This window comes from Nocardia salmonicida NBRC 13393 (assembly GCF_001613085.1).
Taxonomy (GTDB): domain Bacteria; phylum Actinomycetota; class Actinomycetes; order Mycobacteriales; family Mycobacteriaceae; genus Nocardia; species Nocardia salmonicida.
Genome location: NZ_BDBR01000008.1, coordinates 229,024 through 254,430, shown reverse-complemented (window position 1 = coordinate 254,430; position 25,407 = coordinate 229,024). Strand labels below are relative to the sequence as shown.

General features: G+C 69.8%; 20 protein-coding genes. 12 read left to right on the top strand and 8 right to left on the bottom strand.

Annotated elements, in window-relative coordinates; genetic code table 11:
* Nucleotides 1-76: 76 nt before the first annotated feature.
* The 3 genes from recD to recC are packed head-to-tail and all read right to left on the bottom strand — an operon-like array spanning nucleotide 77 to nucleotide 8,705.
* Nucleotides 77-1,972 (bottom strand): exodeoxyribonuclease V subunit alpha, encoded by a 1,896-nt coding sequence (recD, locus tag NS1_RS08990; protein ID WP_062983251.1) that lies wholly within the window; start codon nucleotides 1,970-1,972, stop codon nucleotides 77-79.
* Complete coding sequence (locus NS1_RS08985) at nucleotides 1,969-5,331, bottom strand: UvrD-helicase domain-containing protein (protein ID WP_062983249.1); 3,363 nt, start codon at nucleotides 5,329-5,331, stop codon at nucleotides 1,969-1,971. The genes recD and NS1_RS08985 overlap by 4 nt, the downstream gene beginning before the upstream one ends.
* On the bottom strand, nucleotides 5,328-8,705 hold the full coding sequence (gene recC, locus NS1_RS41550) for an exodeoxyribonuclease V subunit gamma (protein WP_062983247.1): 3,378 nt from the start codon (nucleotides 8,703-8,705) through the stop codon (nucleotides 5,328-5,330). Before recC ends, NS1_RS08985 begins: the two co-directional genes overlap by 4 nt.
* A gap of 189 nt (nucleotides 8,706-8,894) precedes the next feature.
* Here recC and NS1_RS08975 point away from each other — a divergent pair, with 189 nt between their 5' ends.
* The 4 genes from NS1_RS08975 to NS1_RS08960 all read left to right on the top strand — a co-directional run bounded on the left by NS1_RS08975 (nucleotide 8,895) and on the right by NS1_RS08960 (nucleotide 12,648).
* A complete protein-coding gene (locus NS1_RS08975; protein ID WP_056810106.1) occupies nucleotides 8,895-9,101 on the top strand; it encodes a hypothetical protein in 207 nt (68 codons plus the stop codon).
* A gap of 265 nt (nucleotides 9,102-9,366) precedes the next feature.
* Complete coding sequence (locus tag NS1_RS08970) at nucleotides 9,367-10,083, top strand: serine hydrolase (RefSeq protein ID WP_062983535.1); 717 nt, start codon at nucleotides 9,367-9,369, stop codon at nucleotides 10,081-10,083.
* Between the two features lie 156 nt (nucleotides 10,084-10,239).
* Nucleotides 10,240-11,661, top strand: a complete 1,422-nt coding sequence (locus NS1_RS08965; protein WP_062983245.1) for an NAD(P)/FAD-dependent oxidoreductase — start codon at nucleotides 10,240-10,242, stop codon at nucleotides 11,659-11,661.
* Nucleotides 11,662-11,868: 207 nt separating this feature from the next.
* Complete coding sequence (locus NS1_RS08960; RefSeq protein ID WP_255284464.1) at nucleotides 11,869-12,648, top strand: hypothetical protein; 780 nt, start codon at nucleotides 11,869-11,871, stop codon at nucleotides 12,646-12,648.
* 59 nt (nucleotides 12,649-12,707) lie between these two features.
* On the opposite strand, the gene NS1_RS08955 is transcribed toward NS1_RS08960, so the two are convergent.
* The 4 genes from NS1_RS08955 to NS1_RS08940 form a co-directional block, all read right to left on the bottom strand.
* Nucleotides 12,708-13,376, bottom strand: coding sequence for an urease accessory protein UreD (locus NS1_RS08955; RefSeq protein WP_062983241.1), 669 nt, complete (start codon nucleotides 13,374-13,376; stop codon nucleotides 12,708-12,710).
* Nucleotides 13,366-14,073 carry an urease accessory protein UreG gene (gene ureG / locus NS1_RS08950; RefSeq protein WP_056810116.1) on the bottom strand — a complete coding sequence of 236 codons (708 nt, stop codon included), beginning with the start codon at nucleotides 14,071-14,073 and terminating at the stop codon, nucleotides 13,366-13,368. Before ureG ends, NS1_RS08955 begins: the two co-directional genes overlap by 11 nt.
* 24 nt (nucleotides 14,074-14,097) lie before the next feature.
* Nucleotides 14,098-14,748 (bottom strand): urease accessory protein UreF, encoded by a 651-nt coding sequence (locus tag NS1_RS08945; RefSeq protein ID WP_062983239.1) that lies wholly within the window; start codon nucleotides 14,746-14,748, stop codon nucleotides 14,098-14,100.
* 122 nt (nucleotides 14,749-14,870) lie between these two features.
* Complete coding sequence (locus NS1_RS08940) at nucleotides 14,871-16,358, bottom strand: MFS transporter (protein ID WP_062983237.1); 1,488 nt, start codon at nucleotides 16,356-16,358, stop codon at nucleotides 14,871-14,873.
* A gap of 92 nt (nucleotides 16,359-16,450) precedes the next feature.
* Between NS1_RS08940 and NS1_RS08935 the strand changes: the two genes are divergently transcribed.
* The 3 genes from NS1_RS08935 to NS1_RS08925 all read left to right on the top strand — a co-directional run bounded on the left by NS1_RS08935 (nucleotide 16,451) and on the right by NS1_RS08925 (nucleotide 18,966).
* A complete protein-coding gene (locus tag NS1_RS08935) occupies nucleotides 16,451-17,143 on the top strand; it encodes a TetR/AcrR family transcriptional regulator (protein WP_062983235.1) in 693 nt (230 codons plus the stop codon).
* A gap of 34 nt (nucleotides 17,144-17,177) precedes the next feature.
* Nucleotides 17,178-18,149, top strand: a complete 972-nt coding sequence (locus NS1_RS08930; protein ID WP_062983233.1) for a zinc-binding dehydrogenase — start codon at nucleotides 17,178-17,180, stop codon at nucleotides 18,147-18,149.
* A gap of 142 nt (nucleotides 18,150-18,291) precedes the next feature.
* On the top strand, nucleotides 18,292-18,966 hold the full coding sequence (locus NS1_RS08925; RefSeq protein ID WP_062983232.1) for a class I SAM-dependent methyltransferase: 675 nt from the start codon (nucleotides 18,292-18,294) through the stop codon (nucleotides 18,964-18,966).
* Here NS1_RS08925 and NS1_RS08920 read toward each other — a convergent pair.
* Complete coding sequence (locus NS1_RS08920) at nucleotides 18,917-20,167, bottom strand: DUF418 domain-containing protein (protein WP_062983229.1); 1,251 nt, start codon at nucleotides 20,165-20,167, stop codon at nucleotides 18,917-18,919. The two genes, NS1_RS08925 and NS1_RS08920, sit on opposite strands and share 50 nt — an antisense overlap.
* 204 nt (nucleotides 20,168-20,371) lie before the next feature.
* Here NS1_RS08920 and NS1_RS08915 point away from each other — a divergent pair, with 204 nt between their 5' ends.
* The 5 genes from NS1_RS08915 (at nucleotide 20,372) to NS1_RS08895 (ending at nucleotide 25,395) form a co-directional block, all read left to right on the top strand.
* Nucleotides 20,372-21,358: a zinc-binding dehydrogenase gene (locus NS1_RS08915; RefSeq protein ID WP_062983534.1), complete on the top strand. Its 987-nt coding sequence runs from the start codon at nucleotides 20,372-20,374 to the stop codon at nucleotides 21,356-21,358.
* A 133-nt stretch (nucleotides 21,359-21,491) separates the two neighbouring features.
* Complete coding sequence (locus NS1_RS08910; RefSeq protein ID WP_062983227.1) at nucleotides 21,492-21,944, top strand: PaaI family thioesterase; 453 nt, start codon at nucleotides 21,492-21,494, stop codon at nucleotides 21,942-21,944.
* A gap of 21 nt (nucleotides 21,945-21,965) precedes the next feature.
* Nucleotides 21,966-22,808, top strand: a complete 843-nt coding sequence (locus NS1_RS08905) for an alpha/beta fold hydrolase (RefSeq protein WP_062983225.1) — start codon at nucleotides 21,966-21,968, stop codon at nucleotides 22,806-22,808.
* 102 nt (nucleotides 22,809-22,910) lie between these two features.
* Nucleotides 22,911-24,134, top strand: a complete 1,224-nt coding sequence (locus NS1_RS08900) for a cytochrome P450 family protein (RefSeq protein ID WP_062983533.1) — start codon at nucleotides 22,911-22,913, stop codon at nucleotides 24,132-24,134.
* Between the two features lie 139 nt (nucleotides 24,135-24,273).
* Nucleotides 24,274-25,395 (top strand): ABC transporter ATP-binding protein, encoded by a 1,122-nt coding sequence (locus NS1_RS08895; RefSeq protein ID WP_062983223.1) that lies wholly within the window; start codon nucleotides 24,274-24,276, stop codon nucleotides 25,393-25,395.
* Nucleotides 25,396-25,407 lie beyond the last annotated feature (12 nt).

Sequence of the window (25,407 nt, the reverse complement as noted above, 5' to 3'; positions counted from 1 at the left end):
GGGATCCGGTCGCTCACCACGAGCGACCGCGCACCGCGACTTCGAACAACACGTCCGAGACCCGGAAAGCCAGCGACTATTCCTGTGGCGCAACAGTTCTGGACAGGCCGCTCGCTCGCAGGACGCGGCGCCCGATCGCGGCGCGGATGGAGTCCTCGGTACCGATGATCCGGACATGGGTGCGGGCCCTGGTGATGGCTGTGTAGAGGAGTTCCCTGGTGAGCAACGTGGATTCGGGTTCGGGGAGGACGACCGAGACGGTGTCGTACTGGCTGCCCTGGCTGCGGTGGATGGTCATGGCGAAAACCGTGACCACGGCGGGGAATTGAGTCGGGTGGACCAGATAGGGCTCGCTGCCGCGTTGCAGGGCCGCGCGCAGAGAGCCGTCGGGGCGGCGGATGATGACGCCGGTGTCGCCGTTGTAGATCCGGGCCTCGTGGTCGTTGGCGGTGACCAGCAGCGGCTGGCCGGGGTACCAGACCGATTGCGGCCCTTCGGGTCCCGCGCCACCGGCCGCGGCCCACTCGGCCGCCATCCGGTCCCAGCGTTCCACGCCGAAGGGGCCCTGGCGATGGGCGCAGAGCAATCGGTGCGACTCCAGTGCGGTCAGCGCCCCGCTCGCGTCGCCCGCCTCGGCGGCGGCGGTGACGGCAAGGGCGGCGGTTGTCACATCCGCCCGGACAGCGCGGGTGTCGTCGGGGGCGCACAGCGACACATCATCTCCGCCCGCCCGCAGAATGGCCAACGCCGTGTCCGCGTCGCCCGCGCGAACGGCCACGGCCAGGTCGGCGATGCGCCCGCCGAACCTTCTACCCCTGGTCAATCGAACGATCCCGCCTTGCAGACGCCGCTGTTCGAGGTCGGTGAGCGAGGGTGCCTGCGCACCGGGCAGGTCCACCTCGCCCAGCACCGCACGCAGCGCCTCGTTCGGCGCACCGCTGACCGGTCCGGCCACGAGGTCGGCCAGCACCGCACCCGCGTCGACCGAGGCGAGCTGGTCGGGATCGCCGACGAGCACCAGGCGGGTATCGGGGCGCAGGGCCGAGAACAGGTGACTCATCATCGTCAGCGACACCATCGAGGTCTCGTCGACCACCACGACGTCGTAGGGCAGGCGGTTGTGTTCGTGGTGGCGGAATCGGGTGGTGCGGCCACGTTGCCAGCCCAGCAGACGGTGCAGGGTCGAGGCGGTGAGTTCGGGCAGGCCGAGGACGGCGGCTTGTTCGCGCACCGCTTCCTGCAGCCGGGCCGCCGCTTTGCCCGTGGGCGCGGCGAGGGCGATACGCAGGGCGGGCAACTTCGGCGAGGCCCCGCGGTGGGCGGTGAGCAGGGCCAGGATGCGGGCGATGGTGTGGGTTTTGCCGGTGCCGGGACCACCGGCGACGACGGTGGTCCAGTGGGTCGCGGCGAGGGCCGCGGCCAAGCGTTGCCGGTCGGGACCGTCGCCGAGGGGGTCGGCGAAGAGCCGATCCAGTTGTGCGCGCACGAGTTCGGTATCGATCGCGGGGTGATCGGCACTGCGTTCGGTGAGCACTCGTCGCAGGGTCTGTTCCTGCTGGTAGTACCGGTCGAGGTAGAGCAGCGCGCCGCCCTCGGCGTCGGCTTCGACGATCCGCAACGGGCGCAGCGGACCGGACTGCCCGCCGCGGATCAGCGGACTGCGACGCAGGGCGGTGAGCACCCGATCGATGTCCGGCCACGGCAGGGTCGTCGGGTCGATTCCCGTGGCGCCGTCGCGAGTTTCGTCGGCGTCGATGCCGATCTCACGCATCCGAGCCAGCTCGAGACACACCGATCCCGAGCGCACCGCGCGCACAGCCAGGGCCGCCACGAACAGCACGTCCTCGCTGTCCTCGCGCCCCATCCGACCCAACCGCACCGCCACGTGCACGTCGGCGGCGGACAGGACGCCCGCTTCGTTGAACACCCGCAGCAATCCGGTCCCCCGCTGCGCCACCTGAATAGAGGTCATCGCTGCCCCGCGAGCAGATCCGACAGCGCGACAACGAGTCGCGCGGACGGGTACCAATCGAAAACGCCGTGGCCCGGCGGCGTCGACGTGCCGATCATGCCGCGCACGAACAGATACCTCGCCCCACCCAGATGGTGGGCGGGATCGTAGTCCGGCAGCCGCCAGCGCAGATAACGGTGCAGCGCGACGGCATACAGCAGCGCCTGCAGCGGATAGTGCGAACGGATCATCTCCGCGACCATGTGGTCGCGACGGTAGTGCTCGACGGTGAGGTCGCCGGTGCCGAGCCGGTTGGTCTTGTAGTCGACGATGAGATAGCGGAGCCCACCCGTTCCGTCGGGCACCCGCAGGACGGCGTCGATACTGCCGGTGAGATAGCCGCGCAGCACCGTATCAGGCAGTGCGGCAACATGATCGGCGTACCCGGCCAGATCGTCGTCGGCGGGGAGGTGGGTGCGCAGCAGCGCGGCGATGGCGTGCATCCCCGCCGAGCGCGCACCGGGGGCATCGCCGCCGCCGAGCGGCAGTTCGAATTCCAGTTCGTTGAGCCGGTCCCGGGTCGCGACGGCGGCCAGGGAACCGAAATCGGCCGGGGTGCGCAGGACTTCGAGCAACGCTGACGACAGGACCTCGACGTCGAGCTCGGCCATCGTGTGCTCGACCGCCTCGACACACCGTCGGTGGACCTCGGCGGCGAGATCGGGCACCGAGGTATCGACCGTTTCGAGAACGCCGTGGACCAGCGTGCCGAACTCGGCGCCATAGGGCAGATCGTTCATCAACGACGGAGCGGCCGTGCTGCCGGTGAGGGCGTCGACCGGCGCCTCGGTCGGCTCGTCGTCCGGACCCGGGCCGTCCTCGGGTTCCTCGTCGTTCACCCCTGGCGCGTCGTGCGCACCGGCGGTGAGCGCCGAGTACGAGGTGCGCCGCCACTGCTGGTCGAGCGCGCGGGTGAACCCCGCGGCCGCCAGCTCACCGGTCGGCAGCTCGGTGCGCACCCGCCGGGGCGCGACATCCTCGGGGCGATCGACCATCGTCACCGAGATCACGTCCGTAGCCGACGCCGCCCACTCGGAAATCCTCTGCGCCGCAGCGGTATCGGCGGGGATCTCCGCCCGGCGCGGTACCTGCGCCGAACCCGGCCGCCGGCCCAGCATCATTCGGTGCAGCGGGGCGGCGCCGGTGGTCACCGCGGGCGCCCACCACGCGACGACCTGACACATCGCCCGGGTCAGCGCCACATACAGCAGCCGCAGCTCCTCCCCCGATTCCTCGGCCTCGCACCGCAATTGGCGCTCGCCGTAACCGGGAGCCTCCTTGCCGCCGATATCGAGGACCCTGGTGCCGTTGTCGTCGTGGAACAGCAGCGTCGCGGGATAGGGATTCTTGGCGCTGTCCCAGGTGAAAGGCAGGTAGACGATGGGGAATTCGAGGCCCTTGCTGGCGTGCACGGTGGCGATCTGCACTGCCGCCGCGTCCCGATCGAGCCTGCGGCTGCGACCGCTGATGCTGCCGGCCTCCGGGTCGCGCACGCGGTCGGCGAGCCAGCGGGTGAGCGCGGTCAGGCCCAGTCCCTCGGCCAGCGCGACCTCGTCGAGCAACTGCGCGAGGTGACGCAGGTCGGTGAGTTCTCGTTCGCCGTTGTCCACCGCGAGCAGGCGCGGCGCGAGATCGGTTTCGGTGGCGAGCTTGTCGAACACGGCGGCGAATCCGGCGCGCGCGAACAACCGGGCGGCGTCGCGCAATTGAGTCGAGACCCGGCCGACGAGATCGGCACCGCCCGAGTCGATCTCGGCAGCGGTCACGCCGAGGATCGGTGTGCACGCGGCCAGGCGCACCCGGTCACCGCGATGCGGCTGTTCCAGGGCCCGCAGCACCCACAGCCAGTCGGTCGCGGCGACGGTCGCGAAGACACTGGTGCCCCCGGCGAGGACGGAGGCGACCCCGACCCGGTCCAACGCCGCACGCACCACGTCGATCTGGGATCGGGTGCGGACCAGCACCGCGATATCGCCGGGTCCGATCGGCCTGCGCACCCGGCCGTCGCCGACCTCGCTGAGCGAATGATCCCCGCCGCGTGTGGGTTTGGCATCGATGGCGGTGCCGGATTCGAGCAGGGTGACGATGTCGGCGGCCAGGTCGTCGGCGACCTTGGCGCGCTGTCTGCCCACCGACGGGAACCCCGACCGATTGCGCGGACCGGCCCCGGTCCGAGGCAGCACCCGCAGTCGCAGCGGACTGATCGTCTCGGGTTCACCGTGCAGGCGGGTCGTCGGGCGGGTCGGGGTGACCGGATACACGCTGATCTCGGGGTGACCCAATTCCGCACCGCCACACAGGTGGTCGATGGCGCGCAGCAGTCCGGCGTCGCTGCGCCAGTTGCGGGTGAGCTCGCTGCGGCGGTCCGCCAACGCCACGGCGTCGAGATAGCTGAGCACCTCGGCGCCGCGGAAGGCGTAGATGGCCTGCTTCGGGTCGCCGACCAGCACGAGGGTGGCGTGCTGGTGGAAGGCCAGGCGCAGGATGTCCCACTGCAGGGGATCGGTGTCCTGGAATTCGTCGACCAGCGCCACCCGGTACCGCTGCCTGATCCTGGCGCAGGCGCGTGGCCCGTGGTCCGGGTCGGCCAGCACATCGTGCAGCAGCACGAGCAGATCGTCGAAATCACGCAGTCCCGCACGGCGTTTGCGGCGTTCGGTTTCGGCGCGCACGGCGCTCGCGAAGGCGACACGCTCCCCCGCCGCACCGTCGGTGCGCGGCGCGAGGTCGGCGTGGCGGTCGTGCACCGCCGCCAGCGCCAGGGTATGGGCATCGCGCACCGTGAAGGGGGCGCGGTCGCGGGCGTAGCGGGCCAGATACAGGTCGTCGGCCACGGTGGCGACGAGTTCGTCCACCGATTCGACCAGCCGGGCGCCCGGATCGTGTTCACCGGCCAGACCGAGTTCGTCGAGCATCCGCTGACAGAACGAGTGGGTGGTGGCGATGGTGCCCGCGTCGAAATCGGCGAGGGCGGTGAGCAAGCGGTGCCTGCGCAGCCGCACGGTCGCGGGGTCGGCATCGGCCATCGCCCGAACGAGTTCGTCCTGGTGGTGGCGTGCCGTGTCGGGCTCGGCCAGTGCGGTCGCCACCGTGACGAAACGATCCCTGGTGCGTTCACGCAGTTCCTGGGTGGCCGCCCGGCTGAAGGTGACCAGGAGCAATTCGGTGATCGCGATACCCGCCTCGGCGACGTATCGCACCGCGAGCCCGACAATGGCGTGCGTTTTGCCGGTGCCCGCGCTGGCCTCGAGCACGGTGGTGCCCTGGGGCAGCGGACCCGTGGCGTCGAACGCGGTCGGTGCCGATACGGTGCCCGTCACGGCTGTCCCTGACTCTCGGCGGCGAGTAGCGGCGCCCACCAGCGGCGCGCGAGAGCTCCGAAGTGGGTGCTCTCCGGCTCGCCCGGTCGGCTGGGTTCGGTGGCGAGACCGGCGAATCGGGGTGCGCGGCCCCATACATAGCGCAGGTAGCGATCGGTGTGGTCACCGAACTTGTCGGGCCCGTTGGGGCCACCGTCGAAGGAGTGTTCGGCCGCGAGCAGGGCGTCGGCCACGCTGTCACCGCGGAATCGGCGCTCGGCATAGGCGGCGGTGGCGGCGGGCGCGCAGGGCAGCGGTTCGCACAGCCCTTCGTCGCGCAACCGGACCAGGTCACGCAGGATCGCCAGTGCGGCAGGCGCTTCGGGTGCGGTGATCACCGATCTGGCCACCGGCCTGCTACGGAATTGACCTCGCCCCGTACTGATCGCCTGCCACGATCGGTCTTCGATGGCGGCGAGGGCCAGCAGCGAAACCCAGGACGCGAGGCGGTGTTTCGGCGCCAGACGTGAGTAGGTGGTGCGCACCAGGGTTTCCCCACGGACCTCGGGCACGGTGCCCGCGAGGGTCCGGCCGTTGCCGAGGTCGATGGCGATGTCGACGGCGCGCGGTGGCGCTTCGTAGTCGGGCAGTGCGGTGCGGACGAGAGTGTCGACGGTGCCCTCCACTTCGTCGAGCACCTTGGCCCCGAAACCGAAGGGGGGCAACGTTCCCCGACGCCATTCGGCGGCGCGCAGCCCTGCCGGGTCGGCGCCGGTGAGGCGGGCGGTCAGCATTCGTTCGCCCAGGTCCCACTTCGCCAGGCCGTCGAGTTCGATCGGGAGCTGATCGGCGATGTCCTCGGATTCCTCGGGCACCCGCAGGCCGAGCCGCTGCCACAGGAACGCGCGCACCGGATGCTCGGCGAACGAGATCAGTTCCGCCAGTGCGACATCCGTGGCGGGAGCGGGCGGCAACGGCGCGGTGAGCAGCGGTGGCCGCGGCCGTGACGGGCGGGCGGCGGCGCGCGCACCGGCCAGGGCGACGGTGTCGAAGCTGCGCGGATTCTCGGGGGCGAAATTGCGGCGGTCGAAGGCCTGCAGGGGGTGACGGATGTGCACGGCGTCCATGGCCGCCGGTCCCACGTGGCAGGCGAGCACGTCGAGAAATTCGGCGACCGGGACGGCGGGCGGACGCGCGGCGCCGGTGACCGGGTCCGCGCCGGTGTGCAGGACCAGCAGGGTGTCGCCTGCCGCCATGACGGCGTCGAGGAGGAGTTGGCGGTCCTCGCTGCGCGCGTCGCGTTCGCCGACCAGCGGGTCGCGGGCCAGCAGGTCGTCGCCGTCGACACTGCCGGGCCGCGGGAAGACGTCGTCGTCGAGGCCGAGCAGCACCACCACGCGGTGCGGCACCGACCGCATCGGCACGAGGGTGCACACGGTGAGTTCACCGGTGCGGAAGTTCGCGCGGCCGGGGCCGCCTGCCAGTCGACTGGTCAGCAGGACCGCCACGTCGGCCAGGCGCAGCGGGGTGTCGCCCGCGTGTTCGGTGGCGGCGACGATCTCGCGGCGCGCTTCGGTGCGGATCCACGAATGCGCGTCGGGCACATCGGTGAGCAGTTCGACGGCGCGCAGCAGCACGGCGGTCCATTCGACGGCCGGGCGGGGGCCGCGCAGGTCGCGCAGACAGACCGCGAGTCGGTCGATGAACTCCGCGAAGCGGCCCGCGAGGTCGACGTCGTTGGAGTCGACATCGTCGAGTGGCAGCGCCAGATCGAGCCAGTCGTCACCGGATTCGTCGGCGGTGACGCCGAGCAGGATGCGGTCCACCGCGGCGTTGAGGGTGTTCTGGGCGAAATCGGCGAGGCCGAACGCCTCGCGCTGACGCTGCCCGATCCCCCACCGCGCGCCCGACTCGGCCGCCCACTCGCGCAGCCGTTCGATGTCGTCGTCGTCGAACCCGCAACGGCGGCGCACGGTTTCGCTCGCCGCCAGGTCGAGCACCTGCGTCACCGTGACGCGACCGTCGGCCAGGTCGAGTAGCTCGATCACCACGGCCAGGATCGGGTTGGTCACCGCCCGCCCGCGATCGGCCAGCCGCACCCGCAACTGGTGCGCCGGATGTTCGCCCTCGACCGGAAGGTCCACCCCGGTGCCGCGCTGCCCGAACGCCGCCCGCACCAGCGGCGCGAACGCCTCCACGTCCGGGCACATGATCAGCACGTCGCGCGGCTCGAGCGTCGGATCCGCGGCGAACGTCGTGAGCAGCAGATCCCGCAGCACCTCCACCTGCCGCGCCGGGCCGTGACACGCGTGTACCTCGACACTGCCGTCCGGCTCCGCGCCCGGTTCGGGGGCTCGGTCGGCACGCACGGCAGTCTGTACCGCACCGAGCAGGGAGTGCGTGGCCGTCTCACCGGGAAGGTGAGTGTCGCTGTCCAACAACGGATTCAGGCGCTGCTCCAGCTCCCGGACATCGCGGGCCAGTCCCGACAGCAAGGGGTGGGAGACCAGATCGGCGGTGCGGTCGTCGGCGCGTGGACGAACTCCACTTCCGACCGTCCCCTCGTTGTTCGCCTCGACGCCGGCGACCGCGCGAGCATCACTGAGGGCGGTCCACATGGCCGGGCTCGGGTGTGCCATCCAGAGGTGAACGTCGCGGTGGGCGGCGAGGGCGGTGATGACAGCCAGTTGGTCGGCGGGGAGTCTGGTCAGGCCGAAAAGGGAGAGTCGCTCGGGCAGGTCGATCGAGTCCGGCGCGGCGCGGAGCCGGGCGCAGGCGTCAGCGAGTCGTTCGGCCGGGCTCGGGGCATCGACCGCTGTACGCAGCGCGCGCCACAGTTGCGGCTGCCACGCGAGATCGTCGGGCACCGGCCCGCCCGCACCGTCGGTGTCCGCGCCCTCGGTCCAGTCGAGCAGCACCCCCGGGCGTTGGGCGGCGTAGGAGTCGAACAACGCGGCGAGGTGGGCGGCAGTGGCGTAGCGCCTGCCGACTCGGTGATCGGTCCCCGGAAGGCCGAGATGACGAGCCAGCACCGCGGCCCACGGCTGGTCGGCGACCTCGTCGATCACCCGCAGCAGGGTCCACACCAGTCGCTGACCGGCCCACGGATCGTCGGCGGGCGCGATCCCGCTCGCACCGGCCAGCACCTCGGCCACCAGCGCGGTAGGCGCGGGAAAGGCGATATTCGCGGCTATCCCGTCACCGACCGGGCCACGCCCGCCATCCACCACACCGAGCACACCCGACAACCGTTGCGCCAACCAGCGCTCGACCCCTTTGGCAGGCACCGCGACCACATCCGCGACGAACGGATCGGCGGGCACCGCCCCCAGCAAACGCCCCAGTCCGTCGGCCAGCGCGTCGGCGCGTTCGGCGCGATGGAGGTGCAACGGCATCCGTTGTTTATACGCCCAGCGACCGACCCGCAATCGCGCGACCCCGCCACCACCACTGGACCGGGCTAGTGAAATACGCCACACCCCAAGGCGTCCCGGCCACGCCTGCGGCACCCTCGACGCCGACCGTGGGATCGTTGCCGTTCGGGTGGGACAGTACGGCCGCGGGCGAAAGGCTGGTTTCGTTTCATGATCGCGCAGGTGTTTCCCCTGGTTCCCGGCGGCGGCTTCGTCGTCCGCCGAGTGGGCGCGCGCTGGGAGTTGGTCAATTCCCGGCGCTACGGGCCTGATCAGGTACTGCATTCGTGGCCACTGGACCGGCACGGCGAAGCGTTCGAGCACTGCCATCGCCTCAACGGCTGCACCATCGCCACACCGCACGCCGCGCATCACTGACACGCAATTCCCGTGCGCCGCAACAGCGCTGTCGCCGGGGGCCGGATTTGGGGTGAAGTAGTGCGCTCGGGCGTTCGGTGTGCGAGTGTGGTCCATCGTGCGTGACCGTTCTCCTTCCCCTCGTGCCGTTTCCCGAGTAGCAGCAACAGCCTGTCTCCTCGCCGCCGCCGCCGTCCTCACTCCGGGCGTCCCCGTACTCGTGGCTCCGGCCTATGCCGCGCCACCCGCGTTGACCCAGGTGTCGGTGCCCGGGTTCGACGCCGACATGAGCTCCCGGATCGCGCGGGCCGACGCCTATCTAGCCGGTCGCCCCGGTGCCGTCGGCTATGTGCTGCGCGACCGCAAGACCGGCGGCATCTACGCCAACGAACACGCCGAGAACCAGGTCTGGACCGCCTCCACGATCAAGCTGGCCATCGCCGCCGATCTGCTCAACCGGGCCCGCGTCGGCGCCATCGGCCTGTCCCCCGACGACCGCTTCAACATCGAAGCGATGCTGGCCACCTCCAACGACCACGCCACCGACGTGCTGTGGCAGAAGTACATCGGCTTCGACCGGATGGCCTACAACAACGCGTTCCGCGCCTACGGCATGGTCAGCCTGATCCCGCAGCCGACCACGACCGCGGTGTTCCCGGACTGGTCGTTCCAGAAGTGCACGGCCGCCGACCTGGATCGGCTGATGAACACCATCCTCGACACCATGCACCCCGACGATCTCGCCTACCTGCTCGACCGGATGCGCTCGGTCGACTCCAATCAGCACTGGGGCGTGTGGGGCGCGGGTCCGTCGATGCGGCCCGGCCTGAAGAACGGCTGGTCGGCCGAAGCCGATGGTTGGGTGGTCAACTCGGTCGGCGTCGCCGGGGCGGGCGAGCGGTACACGCTCTCGATCATGAACGCGCTCGGCGCAGCGGGCGGCTACACCGACGGCGCCGAGACCGACACCCGGGTGGCCGAACTCCTTCTCGCAGGTCGCTGACTCGGCGCGTCCCGTATCGTCGATCTTGTCTGTGATGAGACGCCGCATCACACGCCGCGATCGAGTTCTTGTTGCGACGTCACAACCGGAGCCGACTACGGTTGACCCTGTCACCACCACCGCGGGGCCCACCCCAGTCTGTCGAGGAGCGCGACGATGAGCACTGAGTCTGTCGAGAAGCGGCACCACGTTGTGGTGATCGGTTCCGGGTTCGGCGGTTTGTTCGGTACCCGGCATCTGCGCCGGGCCGATGTCGACATCACGCTCATCTCCAAGACGTCGACCCACCTGTTCCAGCCGCTGCTCTACCAGGTGGCCACCGGCATCCTCTCGACCGGCGAGATCGCCCCGGCCACGCGCCTGGTGCTGCGCAAGCAGAAGAACGCGCAGGTGCTGCTGGGCGACGTCGTCGACGTGGACCTGGCGAACAAGAAGGTCACCTCGCGACTACTCAACCGCGACACCGTGACCGGCTACGACAGCCTGATCGTCGCCACCGGCGCCCAGCAGTCGTACTTCGGCAACGACCACTTCGCCACCTACGCGCCCGGCATGAAGACCATCGACGACGCGCTCGAATTGCGCGCGCGCATCCTCGGCTCCTTCGAACAGGCGGAGCTGGCGACCACCCAGGAAGAGCGCGACCGGCTGATGACCTTCATCGTCGTCGGCGCGGGTCCCACCGGCGTGGAACTGGCCGGGCAGATCGCCGAACTCGCCGACCGCACCCTCGACGGGACCTTCCGCACCATCGATCCCCGCGACGCGCGCGTCATCCTGCTCGAGGGCGCGGGCGCGGTGCTCGGCCCGATGGGGCCCAAGCTGGGCGCCAAGGCGGCCAAGCGGCTCGAGAAGATGGGCGTGGAGATCCAGCTCAACGCCATGGTGACCGATGTCGACGCGCACGGCGTCATCGTCAAGGATGCCGACGGCAGCACCCGCCGGATCGAGGCCGTGTGCAAGGTGTGGTCGGCCGGCGTGCAGGCCAGCCCGCTGGGCAAGATGATCGCCGGGCGGTCCGAGGGCACCGAGGTCGACCGGGCGGGGCGCGTCATCGTGGAGCCCGACCTCACCGTCAAGGGTCATCCGAACGTGTTCGTGGTCGGCGACCTGATGTCGGTGCCCGGCGTGCCGGGGCAGGCACAGGGCGCCATCCAGGGTTCGGTGTATGCGGCCAAGGCGATCAAGGCCGGGCTGGGTGGTCAGACTCCGGAGGAACGCAAGCCGTTCAAGTACTTCAACAAGGGCTCGATGGCCACGATCTCGCGGTTCGACGCCGTCTGCCAGATCGGCAAGCTCGAGTTCAGCGGTTTCCTGGCCTGGCTCGCCTGGCTGGCCCTGCACCTGTACTACCTGGTCGGCTACCGCAGCCGAATCGTCACGGTGATCGGTTGGTTCGTGTCGTTCCTGGGCCGCAACCGCGGTCAGATGGCGGCGACCGAACAGTGGATCTTCGCGCGGCTCGCGATCGAGGAGGTCAACGCCGATCAGGCCGAGGCCAGGGAACTCGCGGCCGAGGTGGGTGCGCCGCCCGCCACCGCCGAACCGCTCACCGCCGAACAGCGCAAGATCGGCTGATACAAGCTCGACGTAGGCCGGGTGGTTCCGTCGAACCACCCGGCCTTCGTCGTGCCGGTCACCTTTCCGCGTACCGATATTGCGGTTTGTCGACGTTTCGGACCCATCCGACTCGAGCACCGGTCCGAATGTCGGAGGTCATATGTGTGACCAAATCCCCAGGATGAAAGGTGATCTATGGCGACGGGGAAACACAGGGCGCCGAATTTGCAGCGACAGAAGGTAGGTTCGGTCGTCGCAGCCGGAGCGGTCCCCCTGGTCATGGCCCTGATCGGCACGGGCACCGCGAATGCCGATCCCGCGCAAGCGGCGGTGACACAGCCCGAGCATCAGGCCGGACCGGAATTCGACGCGGTGGCACCCAACGCCACCCCCTACGTGGGCCAGCCGATGCCCGCGAACACCCGCAGCGCGCTGCAGTGGTCGCGGACGGGGCCGGAAATGGACTACCTGTCCCCGGTGGGACCGCTGCACGCACCGACCGCGGTCGCGCCGGTGCCGCCGATCCTGCCGCCGCCGGGCCAGTTCCGCTTCGGTGACCAGCAGATTCCGGTACCGGACTTCGTGCCGGTGGACACCTCGATACACATCAACGACGCAGCGGCCAATACCGAGGCCAACCTGGCGACGTTCCTCGACTCGGTCGGCCTCGAGCGCAGCCGCTCGGACCGGATCGCTGCCGAGACCCTGGGTTCGGCTGCCAGGGGCGCGGCGGTCGGTTCCACCGTGGCGATGCCGTTCGCGATGATGGCCAGCACGGGTGGTGCGCTGGCCGGGCTCGTCGCCGGACTCCCGCTGTTTCCGGTCGGCTTGGTCGCGGGCCCGATCTTGGGTGGCATGGCCGCGTACATGGCCGTGTCGATCCCCATCACCGTGGTCGGCGCCGGTATCGGTGCGGCGGTAGGCGCGGCAAGCGGTTTCCTCGCACCGCCGCGTGCGGCGGCCCCCCAGTCCGTCGATACCGAAGCCGAGCTCGTCTCCGCTTGATCGAATTCCCAGTGGTGGGAGTCGGGCCATCTGCTCGGCTCCCACCGCCATTTGTGCGGCTAGGCGTCGGTGATCGCGAGTGCGCGCAGTCGGCTGGTCGTCCGGGTGGCGAGTGAACCACCCGCGGCCAGCGGGAGCCGAACCTCGTCCACACTGCCCGACCAGACCGGACGGTCATCCGGATAGACCAGCTCGCTGTCGAGCGCACGCGGTGCGGTGAGCCGATCATCGGTCGACGCACCCGCGCCGAGTTCGAGCCGGTGCCGCAGCAACGGCACATCGCCGACGTCGGCCAGCAGGTCACCGCGCCACCCGCCGCCGTCCTCGCCACTGCGGCCCACTTGCACCCGCTCCCGCAGCCGCAGCCGCGCGTCGGGTGCCACCTGCACCGTGGTCACCGTGTGATGGCGTGCGCCTCCGGCCACGATCGTCGGTTCCGGATCGAAGTCGAGTTCGGCGCCTTCGCCGATCTCGAAGCGCCAGTGCGCGTTCGACAACATGGTGGCCGCCCCCGGCAGGGCGATCGTGGCCGCCACCGAACGAACCACCAGCCGCGCACCGGGGCGCACGACGATGGTGATGTCGAGTTCGTCGCCGCCGAGCGGGGTGGCCGCGGTACCGATCAGGTGCACGGTGTCGACGCCGGTGTGCCGCCCGGCCAGGCCGCCGACCGCGTCGATGCGGGGCAGTCTGCCCGGTGCGGCGACAATACTGAGTTCAGTGCGCAACGCCGGCGGCCGTGTCCTGTTCGGCGGCGACCCGCAGTTGCTCGCGCACCCAGGCCAGGACCGGGGTGGCGGCCGGGTCGTCGGTCAGCGAGACCAGCGCGGTGGGGCGGCCGTCGCGGACCTTGGCGGCGTCGCGCTCCATCACGCCCAGGTCGGCGCCGACCAGCGGGGCGAGGTCGGTCTTGTTCACCACGAGCAGGTCGGAGAAGGTGACGCCGGGGCCGCCCTTGCGCGGCACCTTGTCGCCGCCGGCCACGTCGACGACGAAGATCTGCACGTCGATCAGGCCGGAAGAGAAAGTGGCCGTGAGGTTGTCGCCGCCGGACTCCACCAGGATCAGATCCAGCGGCGGGTTGGCCGCGACGAGGTCGTCGATGGCGTCGAGGTTGGCGGTGATGTCGTCGCGGATGGCGGTGTGCGGGCACCCGCCGGTCTGCACGGCGGTGATCCGCTCGTCGGGCAGCACGGCGTGGCGGCGCAGGAAGTCCGCGTCCTCGGTGGTGTAGATGTCGTTGGTCAGCACCGCGAGGGACAGTTCGTCGCGCAGTTGCCTGCACAGGGCGGCGACCAGCGCGGTCTTGCCGGAGCCGACCGGACCACCGATGCCGATGCGCAGTGCCTCACCCGCGGCGCGGTCGCGCTTGGGTCGGTCGTGGCTGTGATCGTGCGGTTCGCCATCGATCAGATGGGGAGGCATGGGGGCTCCTTCTCGGGTTCGGGGTCAGGATGCGAACAACGGCATGTCGCGGTGGAGGTGACGTTCGGCGAGCGCGTCCTGCAGTGGATCCGACAGTGCGGCGAGCCCGGCGGCGGCCTCGGCGGCGATCCGGTCGCACAGCGGCGCCAGGCGCAGGGTGCTCTCGGCGATGGCGGCGGGATCGAGGGCGAGCAGTCGTTGCGCGGCGGTGGCGGCGCCGGTGAGCGTCGTGTAGACCACGACGCCGGCCAGCTGGTCGGTGCTCGCTCCGCTCGCCGCGCCGACCATGCCGAATACCGTCGACAGATGGGGGCGCGGTCCTACCGTGGCCCAATCATGGTGCGGCCACAGCTGTTTGGCCAGGCGGAGCAGCCCACGGCCCTGCGCCCGCGATGCCGTGCGCGCGGCGGGCGACGGGGTGCGAGCATCCGCCTCGAGCTCGCCGCGTTCGGGCGTGAGCGACCAGCCACACACCGCGGCGGCCAGTGATGCCGTGACGAGTCCCGACGTCGAGATCCGGCGCCGCAGATACAGCTCCACGCTCGCCTTGTCGCGCAGCAACCCCGACGACACAGCTTCCTCGACGCCGCCGGAGTGCACGTGTCCACCGATGGGCAGGCGCGAATCGGCCAGGGCGAGCAATATCGCCAGTCCCGCCGCACCCTCGTTTCGCATCCGACGATCCTATGCAACGAACCTGGACGTCCGCCCGGTGAGGCCGACCAGCACGGCCCACCGTGGCGGCGATCACCCCGACCGGCGGTCGTACTCGACCCGCCGATCGGCCGCCGGACGATTCAGTGTGCCTCGACGGTCGCCGTCTCGGTGCGGGTCGAGCGCCAGGCCAGCACCGCCATCGCGATCAGCAACAGCGCGCCGCAGGTGGTCGCGATGTGCATTCCGCTGACGAAGGATTCGCGGGCGGCGTGGATCAGCCCGTCGTCACCGGATGACTGCAGGAGGGTGTCGCCCAGGGTCTCGCCGAAGTCCCCGCCGGAGCGGAACACCAACGCGGCCACCGAGCCGAGCAGGGCCAGACCGAGCGCGTTGCCGAGTTCGAAACTCGTTTCGGAGATCCCGACCGCCGAACCCGCCCGCTCGACGGGCACCGCCGACACCGCGACATCCGAGACCAGCGTGAACGAGAAACCGTAACCGATACCGGCGATCACCGAGCCCGCGATATACCAGCCGAGGCCGCCGTCGACTCCGACGCCGAGCAGCATCAGGTTGCCGATCGCCGACAGCATCAGCGCGAGGGTGAAGGTGGCCCGCACGCCCAGCCGCATCCCGAGGCGCGCGCCGCTCATCGAGCACACGAACACCGCGATCGCCATCGGAACGCCGAGCAGCGCGGCGGCCAACGGATCGCGACCGGTGACCGACTGCAGGTAGATGCTGGTCAGGTAGCTCAGCGCGGCCAGCGACATCATGCCCGCCATGCTCGCCCCGATCGCCACCCGGAACAGCGGCCGCGTGAACAACGACAGGTCGAGCAGCGGTTCGGCGAGATGACGCTGCCTGCGCACGAACAGCACGAGCAGTCCGACGCCGATCACGGCGATCACCAACGACACCGCGTCCAGCCCTTCGGCGGCGATGTGTTTGATCCCGTAGATCAACGGCAGGATGCCGCCGATGGACAGCGCGACGCTGGGCAGATCGATCGGCCCCAGCGCGGCGGAGCGATGTTCGGGCAGCAGGATCGGCCCGAAGATCAGCAGAATCGCCAGCACCGGAATGTTGATCAGGAACACCGAGCCCCACCAGAAGTGGTGCAGCAGTACGCCGCCGATGATCGGCCCGACCGCCGAACCACCGGCGAAGAACGCGGTCCAGATGCCGATCGCGGTGGCCCGTTGCCGGGTGTCGGGGAACAGGGTGGAGATCAGCGCCAGGCTCGACGGCAGCAGCGTCGCGCCGCCGATGCCCATCAGGACTCGGGCCGCGATGAGGACCGGCGCGGTGGGCGCGAACGCGGCGAGCACCGACGCGACGCCGAAGATGGCGGCGCCGACGAGCAGGATATTGCGTCGGCCGATCCGGTCGCCGAGGTTGCCCATCGTGATGAGCAGACCCGCCAGCATGAACCCGTAGATGTCGAGGATCCAGAGCTGCTGGGAGGCAGTGGGGTCCAGGTCGGCCGTGAGGGTCGGCATGGCAAGGAAGAGAACCGAGATGTCCATCGACACCAGCAGCACCGGCAGCAGCAGCACGCCCAATCCGAGCCATGCGCGGCGTCCACCGGCGACTACGGTGGGCACCGCCGGTTCCAGCTTCGTCATTTTCCGACATCCTTCCACGGTGTGCGTACGCCGTACGCGGGAGCTGGGTACAGTGTACGCATGAAGGTTGTATTACGAAAGCGAGTCATGGGATGACCGAGGCGAAGCTCACCCGCACCGCGATCGTCGACGCCGCGATCACCCTCGCCGACGCCGACGGACTCGACGCGGTGTCGATGCGCCGCATCGCCGACCGCCTCGAGGTGGGCACCATGTCGCTGTACCGGCACGTGGCGAACAAGGACGAACTCATCGCGGCCATGACCGACGAGATCGCCGCCCGCCACCCCTATCCCGATCCGGTCGGTCGAGGGTGGACGTGGCGCGACCGGGTGCGCATCGCCGCCGAGGTCGATTGGCAGCTCTACCAGCAGCACCCCTGGGTACTGCTCACCTTCGCGGTCCCCCGCTACAGCTTCGGCCCACAGGGCCTGACGAGCCTGGCCTGGCTGGTCGAGGGCCTGCGCGAACTCGACGTGACCGCCCGCGAGGCCACCACGATGGGGTTCTCCGTCTGGAACTACATCTCCGGCGCCAGCTTGCCCGTGGTCGGCGGTGCGCTACTCGCCGAGAAGCGCACCGCCACCGACGACACCAATGGACTGCGCGACCTCCTCGAGGGCACGCCCTCCTTCCCCGTACCGCCTGCGCTGGCCGAACTGGAAGGCGCGGGGGTGAGCGATCTCACCTCCGAGGACCTGCTGTTCCTCGGCCTCGAGGCGCTCTGCGACGGCTTCGCCGCGCGCGCGGCCCGTCGAGCCCCGGAGTCGCCGAACCGGTCTTGACCTCGAGCACCATTCAGGTTGAAGACTGATTTTCATGCATGCGATCCAGCTCCACGAATTCGGTGCCGCCGAGAACCTCCGCCACGAGTCGATCCCCGATCCGGAACCGGGCCCAGGCCAGGTGCGCATCGCGGTAGCCGCCGCGGGCGTCCATCTGGTCGACACCGCGTTGCGCCGCGGTGAGCCCGGCCCGTTCCCGGTGCCCGAGCTGCCGACCGTCCCCGGCCGCGAGGTCGCCGGGGTGGTGGACCGGGTCGGCGACGGTGTCGACAACAGTCTGCTCGGCGCGCGGGTGGTCGCTCATCTGGGCGCCGCCCCGGGCGGCTACGCCGAGCTCGCCGTCACCGAAGCCGAACGGCTGCTCGATATTCCGGAGGGCGTGAGCTTCGCCGCGGCGGTCGCGATGGTCGGCACCGGGCGCACCACGCTCGGCATCCTCCAATTCACCGAACTCGATGCCGACAGCGTCGCGGTGGTGACCGCGGCGGCCGGGGGAATCGGCACGCTGCTGGTCCAGTACGCCGCTGCCGTAAGGGCGACGGTGGTCGGGCTGGCCGGTGGGCCGGACAAGGTGGCGATGGTGCGCGACAACGGCGCCGATATCGCGGTCGACTACACGCTGGCGGATTGGCCGGAGAAGGTGCGGGCCCAGCTGGGCGGACGGACCGCGACCGTGGTCTTCGACGGCGTCGGCGGCCCGGTCGCCGACGCAGCCGTCGACCTACTCGGCCCCGGCGGCACCCACCTGGTCTTCGGCTGGTCCGCCGGCGCCCCGACGCAGGTGGACACCGCCGCTCGCGGCATCACCTCCCCCAGCGTGCTCGGCCCGCCGATGATCGAGCGTGCGGGTGGTGACCTGCGCATCCTGTCCGAACGCGCCCTCGCCGCCGCGGGCACCGGCCTGTTCCGCCCCGCACTGACCGAATTCCCCCTCGCCGAGGCCGCCGCCGCCCACCACGCCCTCGAATCCCGTGCCACCACAGGCAAAGTCGTATTGGTCCCTTGAAGGCTTCGGACTCTGGTGATGCTGACTCGGCCGGAGTTTCCACCACCAGGGCCTAGTGATCAATCGACCAGATCGCTCACCGTCGGGCGAGTCGGGCGAATGTCGGACGACACGGTGGTCATCGGTGGTGAAGACTGGACCTATGACCGACGCGCAGCCGTCCGCCGATCGTCGCCTCGCCGCTCAGGCACTGGCCGCGAACGATCCGACCGGATGGTTCGAACCGCTCTACGCCGAGGCCGCGGCGGGGACCTCGGTCGTCCCGTGGGACCGTGCCGAGCCCAATCCGCTGCTGGTCGACTGGCTGCGCAGCGCCTCCCTGCCCCAGTGCGCGAGGGCCCTGGTGATCGGCTGCGGCTACGGTACCGACGCGGAATTCGTTGCCGCCCAAGGCATCCGAACCACCGCCTTCGACGTCTCCCCCAGCGCGATCCGCGGCGCCCGCGTCCGCTTCCCGCAGTCGCCCGTCACCTACAAGGTCGCCGATCTACTGAACCCACCGGCGTCTTGGCGCCACGCCTTCGACCTGGTCATCGAGTCGATCACCGTCCAATCCCTGCCTCCGGACGTGCGGGCCCTCTCCATCACCGGCATCCGGGACCTCTTGGCCCCCGGTGCGACCCTGCTCGTCATCGCCGACATCAGCAAGACCCCCGCCACCGTCGGCCCACCATGGCCACTCACCCGCGCCGACATCGACTCGTTCACCGCCCCCGACCTGACTCAGATCCGCGTGGAAACAATCCCTCGCGCCGACACATCGGGCCTCAACCGCTGGCGGGCCGAATTCCATCGCCCGGCGCAGGCTGCCGACTGACACTCGCCGACGACTTCCGCCAAGTCGGGACGGTCCAGTACGTCGCCGCCCGCAGCACCCATTCCACCGGCCCGTACGGATGGCGACTCAGCCACCAGGCGCTGAGCCAGAGCTGGGCGACAAAGGTGACCACGCCGACCGCGATCACCACTGCGGGCGGCACGTCGTCGGCGAGGGCGAGGCCATAGCCGGTGTAGACGAGCATCAGCACGATCGACTGGCCGATGTAGTTGGTGGCGGCCATGCGCCCGGCCGGGGCGAGTAGGGCGGTGTAGCGGCCGAGGCGGGCGGACTGTGCTGCCAGCAGGATCACGGCGACGTAGGCGAACGTCATGGCCGGGTTCACCAGGATCTGGAGGCCGTGGATCACAGCGGGGGCATGCCACCAGGTCATCGTCTCGGCGAAGGTCATCGCCGAGATCGGCAATCCGAGGCCGAGGCCGATCACGAGTGCGCGACGAGACCAGCGGCGCAGTGTGTCCGGGTCCGCGAACAGGTTTCGTTTGCCCGCCGCCATGCCGATCAGGAACATCGCCAGGCTCGGCACGCCCTGACTGAACCAGATCAGCAGCAGGAAAACCGGCGCGAGGGCGGTCTGCGCGGAGAACGTCGAGGCGAAGGTGTCGGTGTAGTCGGCGGAGATCGCGGGCAGGTCGACGAAGTCGCCGAACGCGAGAAGACTGTTTTCTCCCGGCAGGAAGCTCCATGCCGACCAGGTCACATACAGCACCACCCCCACGATCACCGCCGTTCGCGGTCGCAATTCACGCAGCGCGATGAGGACCAGGCACAGGAACGCGTACAGGGTGAGGATGTCGCCGATCCACAGCAGGTAAACGTGTACGAGACCGATCACCATCAGCGCGGCGCACCGTCGGAGCAACCGCCCTACCGGCGAAGCCCCCGCGCGGTGGGCGGCCGCGATCTGCAGCGTGAACGAGTATCCGAACAAAAAGGCGAACAGCAGATAGAACCGCCCGGTGAACAGTGCGTCGACGGTGGCACGCACCAGCAGATCGACGGTGCCCCCGAAGCGCAGCACCGGGTCCTCGCGAGTACCGACCACCGACCACAGCGAGGTCGCCACGATCACATTGGTGATCAGAATCCCGAACAGGGCGAACCCGCGCAGGATGTCGACCTCGGCGATACGCGATCCGGATCGCACTGTGGGCGAGCGTGTTCCGAGTGCGTCTGCCATGAACCGAGCGTACGCACGCCGACCGGTCACATTCGTCCACCGTACGAGCTATTTTCGCCCCCGTACCGGAGTGATCCGCTGTCAGCCCTGCGGCGTATTGACAGCCGGGCCCGAACGACCACCTGAGCAGCCCACGACCGCCACGGTGCCACAATGGAGCACGATCACGCTCGGCAGGGACTCGCAACCACCACGGAGGCGGACATGCAGGCAGTTGTCATCGATGAATTCGGCGAACCGAAGGACGTGCTCACCGCACAGCAGGTGCCGACCCCCGAACCAGGGGAGGGTGAGGTGCGGATCGCGATGTCGCTGTCGCCGATCCACAACCACGATCTGGCGATCATCCGCGGCGTGTACGGCTACCGGCCGCCGCTGCCCGCGATCCCGGGGACCGAGGCCGCCGGTGTCGTCGAGGCGATCGGCCCCGGCGTCGACACCCTCCAGGTCGGGCAGCGGGTAGCGATCGCGGGCGTGCGTGGGGCGTGGGCGGATTCCTTCGTCGCCCGCGCCGCCCAGGCGGTGCCGATGCCGGATTCCGTGCCCGACGAGACCGCCTGCCAACTGCTGGCCATGCCGCTGAGCGCGCTGATGCTGCTCGACGACCTGCGGGTGACGTCCGGTCAGTGGATCGTGGTGAACGCCGCCAACGGCGCGGTCGGTCGACTGCTCAACCTGTTCGCGAAGGAGCGCGGCGTGCGGGTGCTGAGCCTGGTCCGCGGCCAGTCCTCGGCGCAGGCGCTCGAACAGCTCGGCTACGGTCCCGTGCTCGATACCGAGTCGGTGGGCTGGCTCGCCACGGGCGCCGACATCACCGGTGGCGAACCGATCGTGCGCGCCGTCGACCAGGTCAGCGGCCCCGCCGCGGGCGACCTGATGGCCCTGCTCGCCCCGCGCGGTGAGCTGATCTCCTTCGGTGCGCTGTCGGGCAAGCCGCTGATCATCGACACCGGCGCCGTCATCTTCAAACAGGCTGTGGTGAAAGGGTTCTGGGGCCAGCAGCGCAGCTCCGACATCGACCGCGCCGATTACGCCCGGTTGATCACCGAACTCGTCACCCTCGCCGCCGACGGCACCCTGCGCCTCGATGTCCAGGCCGATTTCGCGCTCGACCAGGCCGCCCAGGCCGCCGTGGTCTCCGAAACCCCCGGTCGCAACGGCAAAGTGGTCCTGCACGCCGGAACTCGTTGAGCTCTCGGCCGGGCGATGCGACGAGGCCGCTCTCGCTCGCTCGCCCGGCCGGACTCTTTCCAGTCCCCCAACAGCAGGCGAAATCTCCGCGATCGGCTGTTCCCGCGCGGCGTCAGCGGGCAGGATTCGCCACATGAGGAGCAGCGACGGTCCACCGCCCAACCCCGACTTCGCACAGCTGGTTCCCAGCGTGGTGCTGTCCATGCCCGCCGCCGCCCATTTGGGTTTCCACTTCGGCAAGGTCGAGCTCGGCGATGTCGAGATCGTGCAACCGCGCCGCCGCGAACTGACCCAGCACGACGGCTTCTTCCAGGGCGGAGTCCTCGGCTCGCTCGCCGATTTCGCCGCCGGTTCGGCTGCGGGCACGCTGTTGCCTGTCGGCTGGGTGAACATGACCATCGACTACACCGTGAAGATCCTCGCGCCCGCGAAAGGCCCGACTGTGGTCGCTCGCGGGCGGGTGATCAAGCCCGGCGCGCTGCTCACGATCGCCGCCGCCGATGTGTTCTCAGTGGAGGAATCCGGCGAAGTCCTGTGTGCCACAGCGCTGGTGACGATGCGCAACGTGCGTCTCGCGGCGGCCTGAGCACCGGGAGCGAGTGATCTCATGCCGATCGTCCCCGTCGACGGTGTTCCGATCGCCGTCACCGATACCGGCGCTCCCTCGGGTCGACCCGATGCCGCCACCGTGGTCTTCGGCCACGGATTGTTGTTCGGCGGCTGGATGTTTCGCGCCCAACTCGAGGCACTGCGACGCGACTGTCGGTGTGTCACCCTCGACTGGCGCGGTCAGGGCGATACCCCACCCACCGCCGACGGCTACGACATGGACACCCTCACCGCCGACGCGGTGGGTGTGATCCGCGCTCTCGACGTGGGACCCGTGCACTGGGTGGGACTGTCCATGGGCGGCTTCGTCGGTCAGCGACTCGCCGCCAGGCACGGTGACCTGCTGCGGTCGCTGACCCTGCTCGATACCAGCGCGCGAGCCGAGGATCCCACCAAGATCGGCGAATACCACCGCCTCGCGTGGGCGCTGCGCTGGTTCGGCATCCGCCCCATCGCGGGCCGGGTGGCCCCTCACATGTTCGGCCCCTCCTTCCGGGCTTCCGACACCGGCAAGGAAGTAGTCCGCGAGTGGTCGCGTCGCCTGGCCGGGGTCGACCGCGTCGGTCTGCGCCACGCCGTCCACGGTGTCACCGAACGTGGGGCCGTCGACGACGAACTCGCGGCGATCACCGTCCCCACCCAGATCATCGTCGGCGCCGATGACGCGGCCACCCCCGTTCCGCATGCCCGCCAGATCGCCTCGCTCATCCCGCACGCCCAGCTCCACACGATCCCGGAGTGTGGGCATTCGAGTTCCCTCGAACAACCACAGGCCGTCACCGACCTGCTCCAGAGCTTTCTGGCGTCGATCGAGTCGAGCACGCCGCCGCACACCACCTGACACGCGGTCCGCACCACGAATTCTCGCTTGCCACAAGGCTTTCCGTGCTTTCGTCGGCCGACGTCGATGCGCATCCCGCCCGGCGCGGGTACCGTCGATTCGATGGCCGACCTCACCGCCTCCGCCCCTGTCGAGTCCATCGACGCCGACTTCTTCGACGATCCGCACGCGCAGTACCGCCGGTGGCGCGCCGAGGGTCCCGTGCATCGGGTCCGCTTCCCCGACAACGTCGTCCGCTGGGTGGTCATCGGCTATGCCGAAGCCAAGATCGCGCTCGCCGACCCGCGGTTCCGCAAGGATGTCGTCCGAATCGACGCGATCCTGCACAGCAAGCGCGACACCACGGCGACGGACCCGAACATCGTCGCGCTGCTGAGCCATATGCTCGCCACCGACCCACCCGAGCACACCCGCCTGCGCAAGCTCGTGAACAAGGCTTTCACCAGCCGCCAGGTCGCGTTGCTGCGCCCACGCATCGAACAGATCACCGAGTCGCTGCTGGACGCGATGAGCGAGCGAGACGAGGTCGATCTGATGAGCGAGTTCGCCAATCCCCTTCCGGTGACGGTGATCTGCGAGCTGCTCGGCGTCCCGTTCGAGGATCGCGAGGACTTCCAGGCCTGGACGAAGGCTCTGGTCACCGTGGTCGGTGAGGGCGAGGAGGACGAGCGTCCGGCCGCGTCGGCCGCGATGGTCGGCTATCTCGCGAAACTGGTGCGCACCAAGCAGTCCGAGCCCGCCGAGGATCTGCTGTCCCAGCTGGTGCTCGCCGATGACGAGGGCGATCGGCTCACCGATCATGAACTGGTGTCGATGGCGTTCCTGCTGCTGGTCGCGGGCCACGAGACCACCGTGAACCTCATCGGCAACGGGGTGCTCGCCCTGCTCCGCAATCCCGAGCAGTGGCAGGCCCTGCGCGCCGACCGCACGGGGGTGCCCGCCGCCGTCGAGGAATTCCTGCGTTTCGACGGCCCCGTCGACATGTCCACCGCCCGCTTCACCGCGGAACCGGTCACCCTGGGCGGAGTCGAGATCCCCGAAGGCGAAATCGTCTACGTCGCCCTCTCGGCGGCCAACCGCGACCCCGCCCGCTTCCCCGCCCCCGACACCCTCGCCACCGACACCCCCACCGCGGGCCACCTCGCCTTCGGCCACGGCATCCACTTCTGCGTCGGCGCCCCCTTGGCCCGCGTAGAAGCCGAAATAGCCTTCACCGCCCTGCTCCACCGCTTCCCCCACCTGACCCTGTCCCCCACCGACGACCTCCACTGGCAGACCAGCACCCTCATCCGCGGCCTCCTCGAACTACCGGTCCGCCTGCGCTGACGCGGTCCGCACTGCTGGACAACAATCACAGCCGACACTGACAGTGCCGTTCGCGTCTCGGTAGTGCGTAGACGACTGGACCGATCGACGTTCACTATCGCACCGGCGCGCGCGCCGTAGCGGGCTCGACACTGGGCGCATGGCACGACTGCAGATCGAAGCGGTGTCGAAGAAGTTCGATGCCGAGTACGCGGTGCGCGAGGTGAGTCTCGACATCGCCGATGGTGAATTCATGGTGTTGCTCGGCCCCAGTGGCTGCGGCAAGTCCACGCTGTTGCGGATGATCGCGGGGCTGGAGGAGCCGAGCGCGGGGCGGATTCTCGTGGGTGGCACCGATGTGACGGACGCGGCGCCGCAGCGGCGGGATCTGGCGATGGTGTTCCAGAGCTATGCGCTGTATCCGCATCTTTCGGTGGCCCGCAACATCGGGTTTCCGTTGCGGGCCCGGCGCAGACCACGGGCGGAGATCGCGCAGCGGGTGGCCGAGGTGTCGACGACGCTGGAGATCTCGGCGCTGCTCGAGCGTCGCCCGGTCGCGCTGTCGGGCGGGCAACGGCAGCGAGTCGCGCTGGCGCGCGCCATGGTTCGCGATCCCGGCGCGTTCCTGATGGACGAACCGCTGTCGAACCTCGACGCCAAACTGCGCAGCGCGACCCGCGCCGAACTGATCGCGCTGCACCAGCGCCTCGGTGCGACCTTCCTCTACGTCACCCACGACCAGGTCGAGGCGATGACGATGGCGACGCGCATCGCACTGCTCAACCAGGGCCGCATCGAACAGTGCGGTACCCCGGAGGAGCTCTACGACCGCCCGCGTTCGACCTTCGTCGCCGGCTTCCTCGGCTCGCCCCCGATGAACCTGTTCCCCGCCGTCGTCACCTCGAGCGACGGCCACATGAAGGTGATGGCCGACGGCATCGACGCCGCGCTGGACATCGCCGAGGATTCCGGCGGCGCCACCGCCGTCGTCGCCGGAATCCGTCCGGAACGCCTGCGGATCGACGACACCTCGACCGATGTCCGCGGCCGGGTACGGATGGTGGAGAACCTCGGCAGCGAGGAACTCGTGCACCTCGACTCCGGTCTGTGCGTGCGCGCGGCACGTCCGGCCGGTGTCCGGGTGGGCGAGGACATCGCCTGCCGCGTCGACCCCGCCGACATCCACCTGTTCGACCCCGACACCGGCCTGCGGCTCACGTGGCAAGCACCCCAGCCCCATTCGGACGCGGCCATCGACGCGGCCGCTGTTCCCGTCCCCTGATCTCGGCACCAC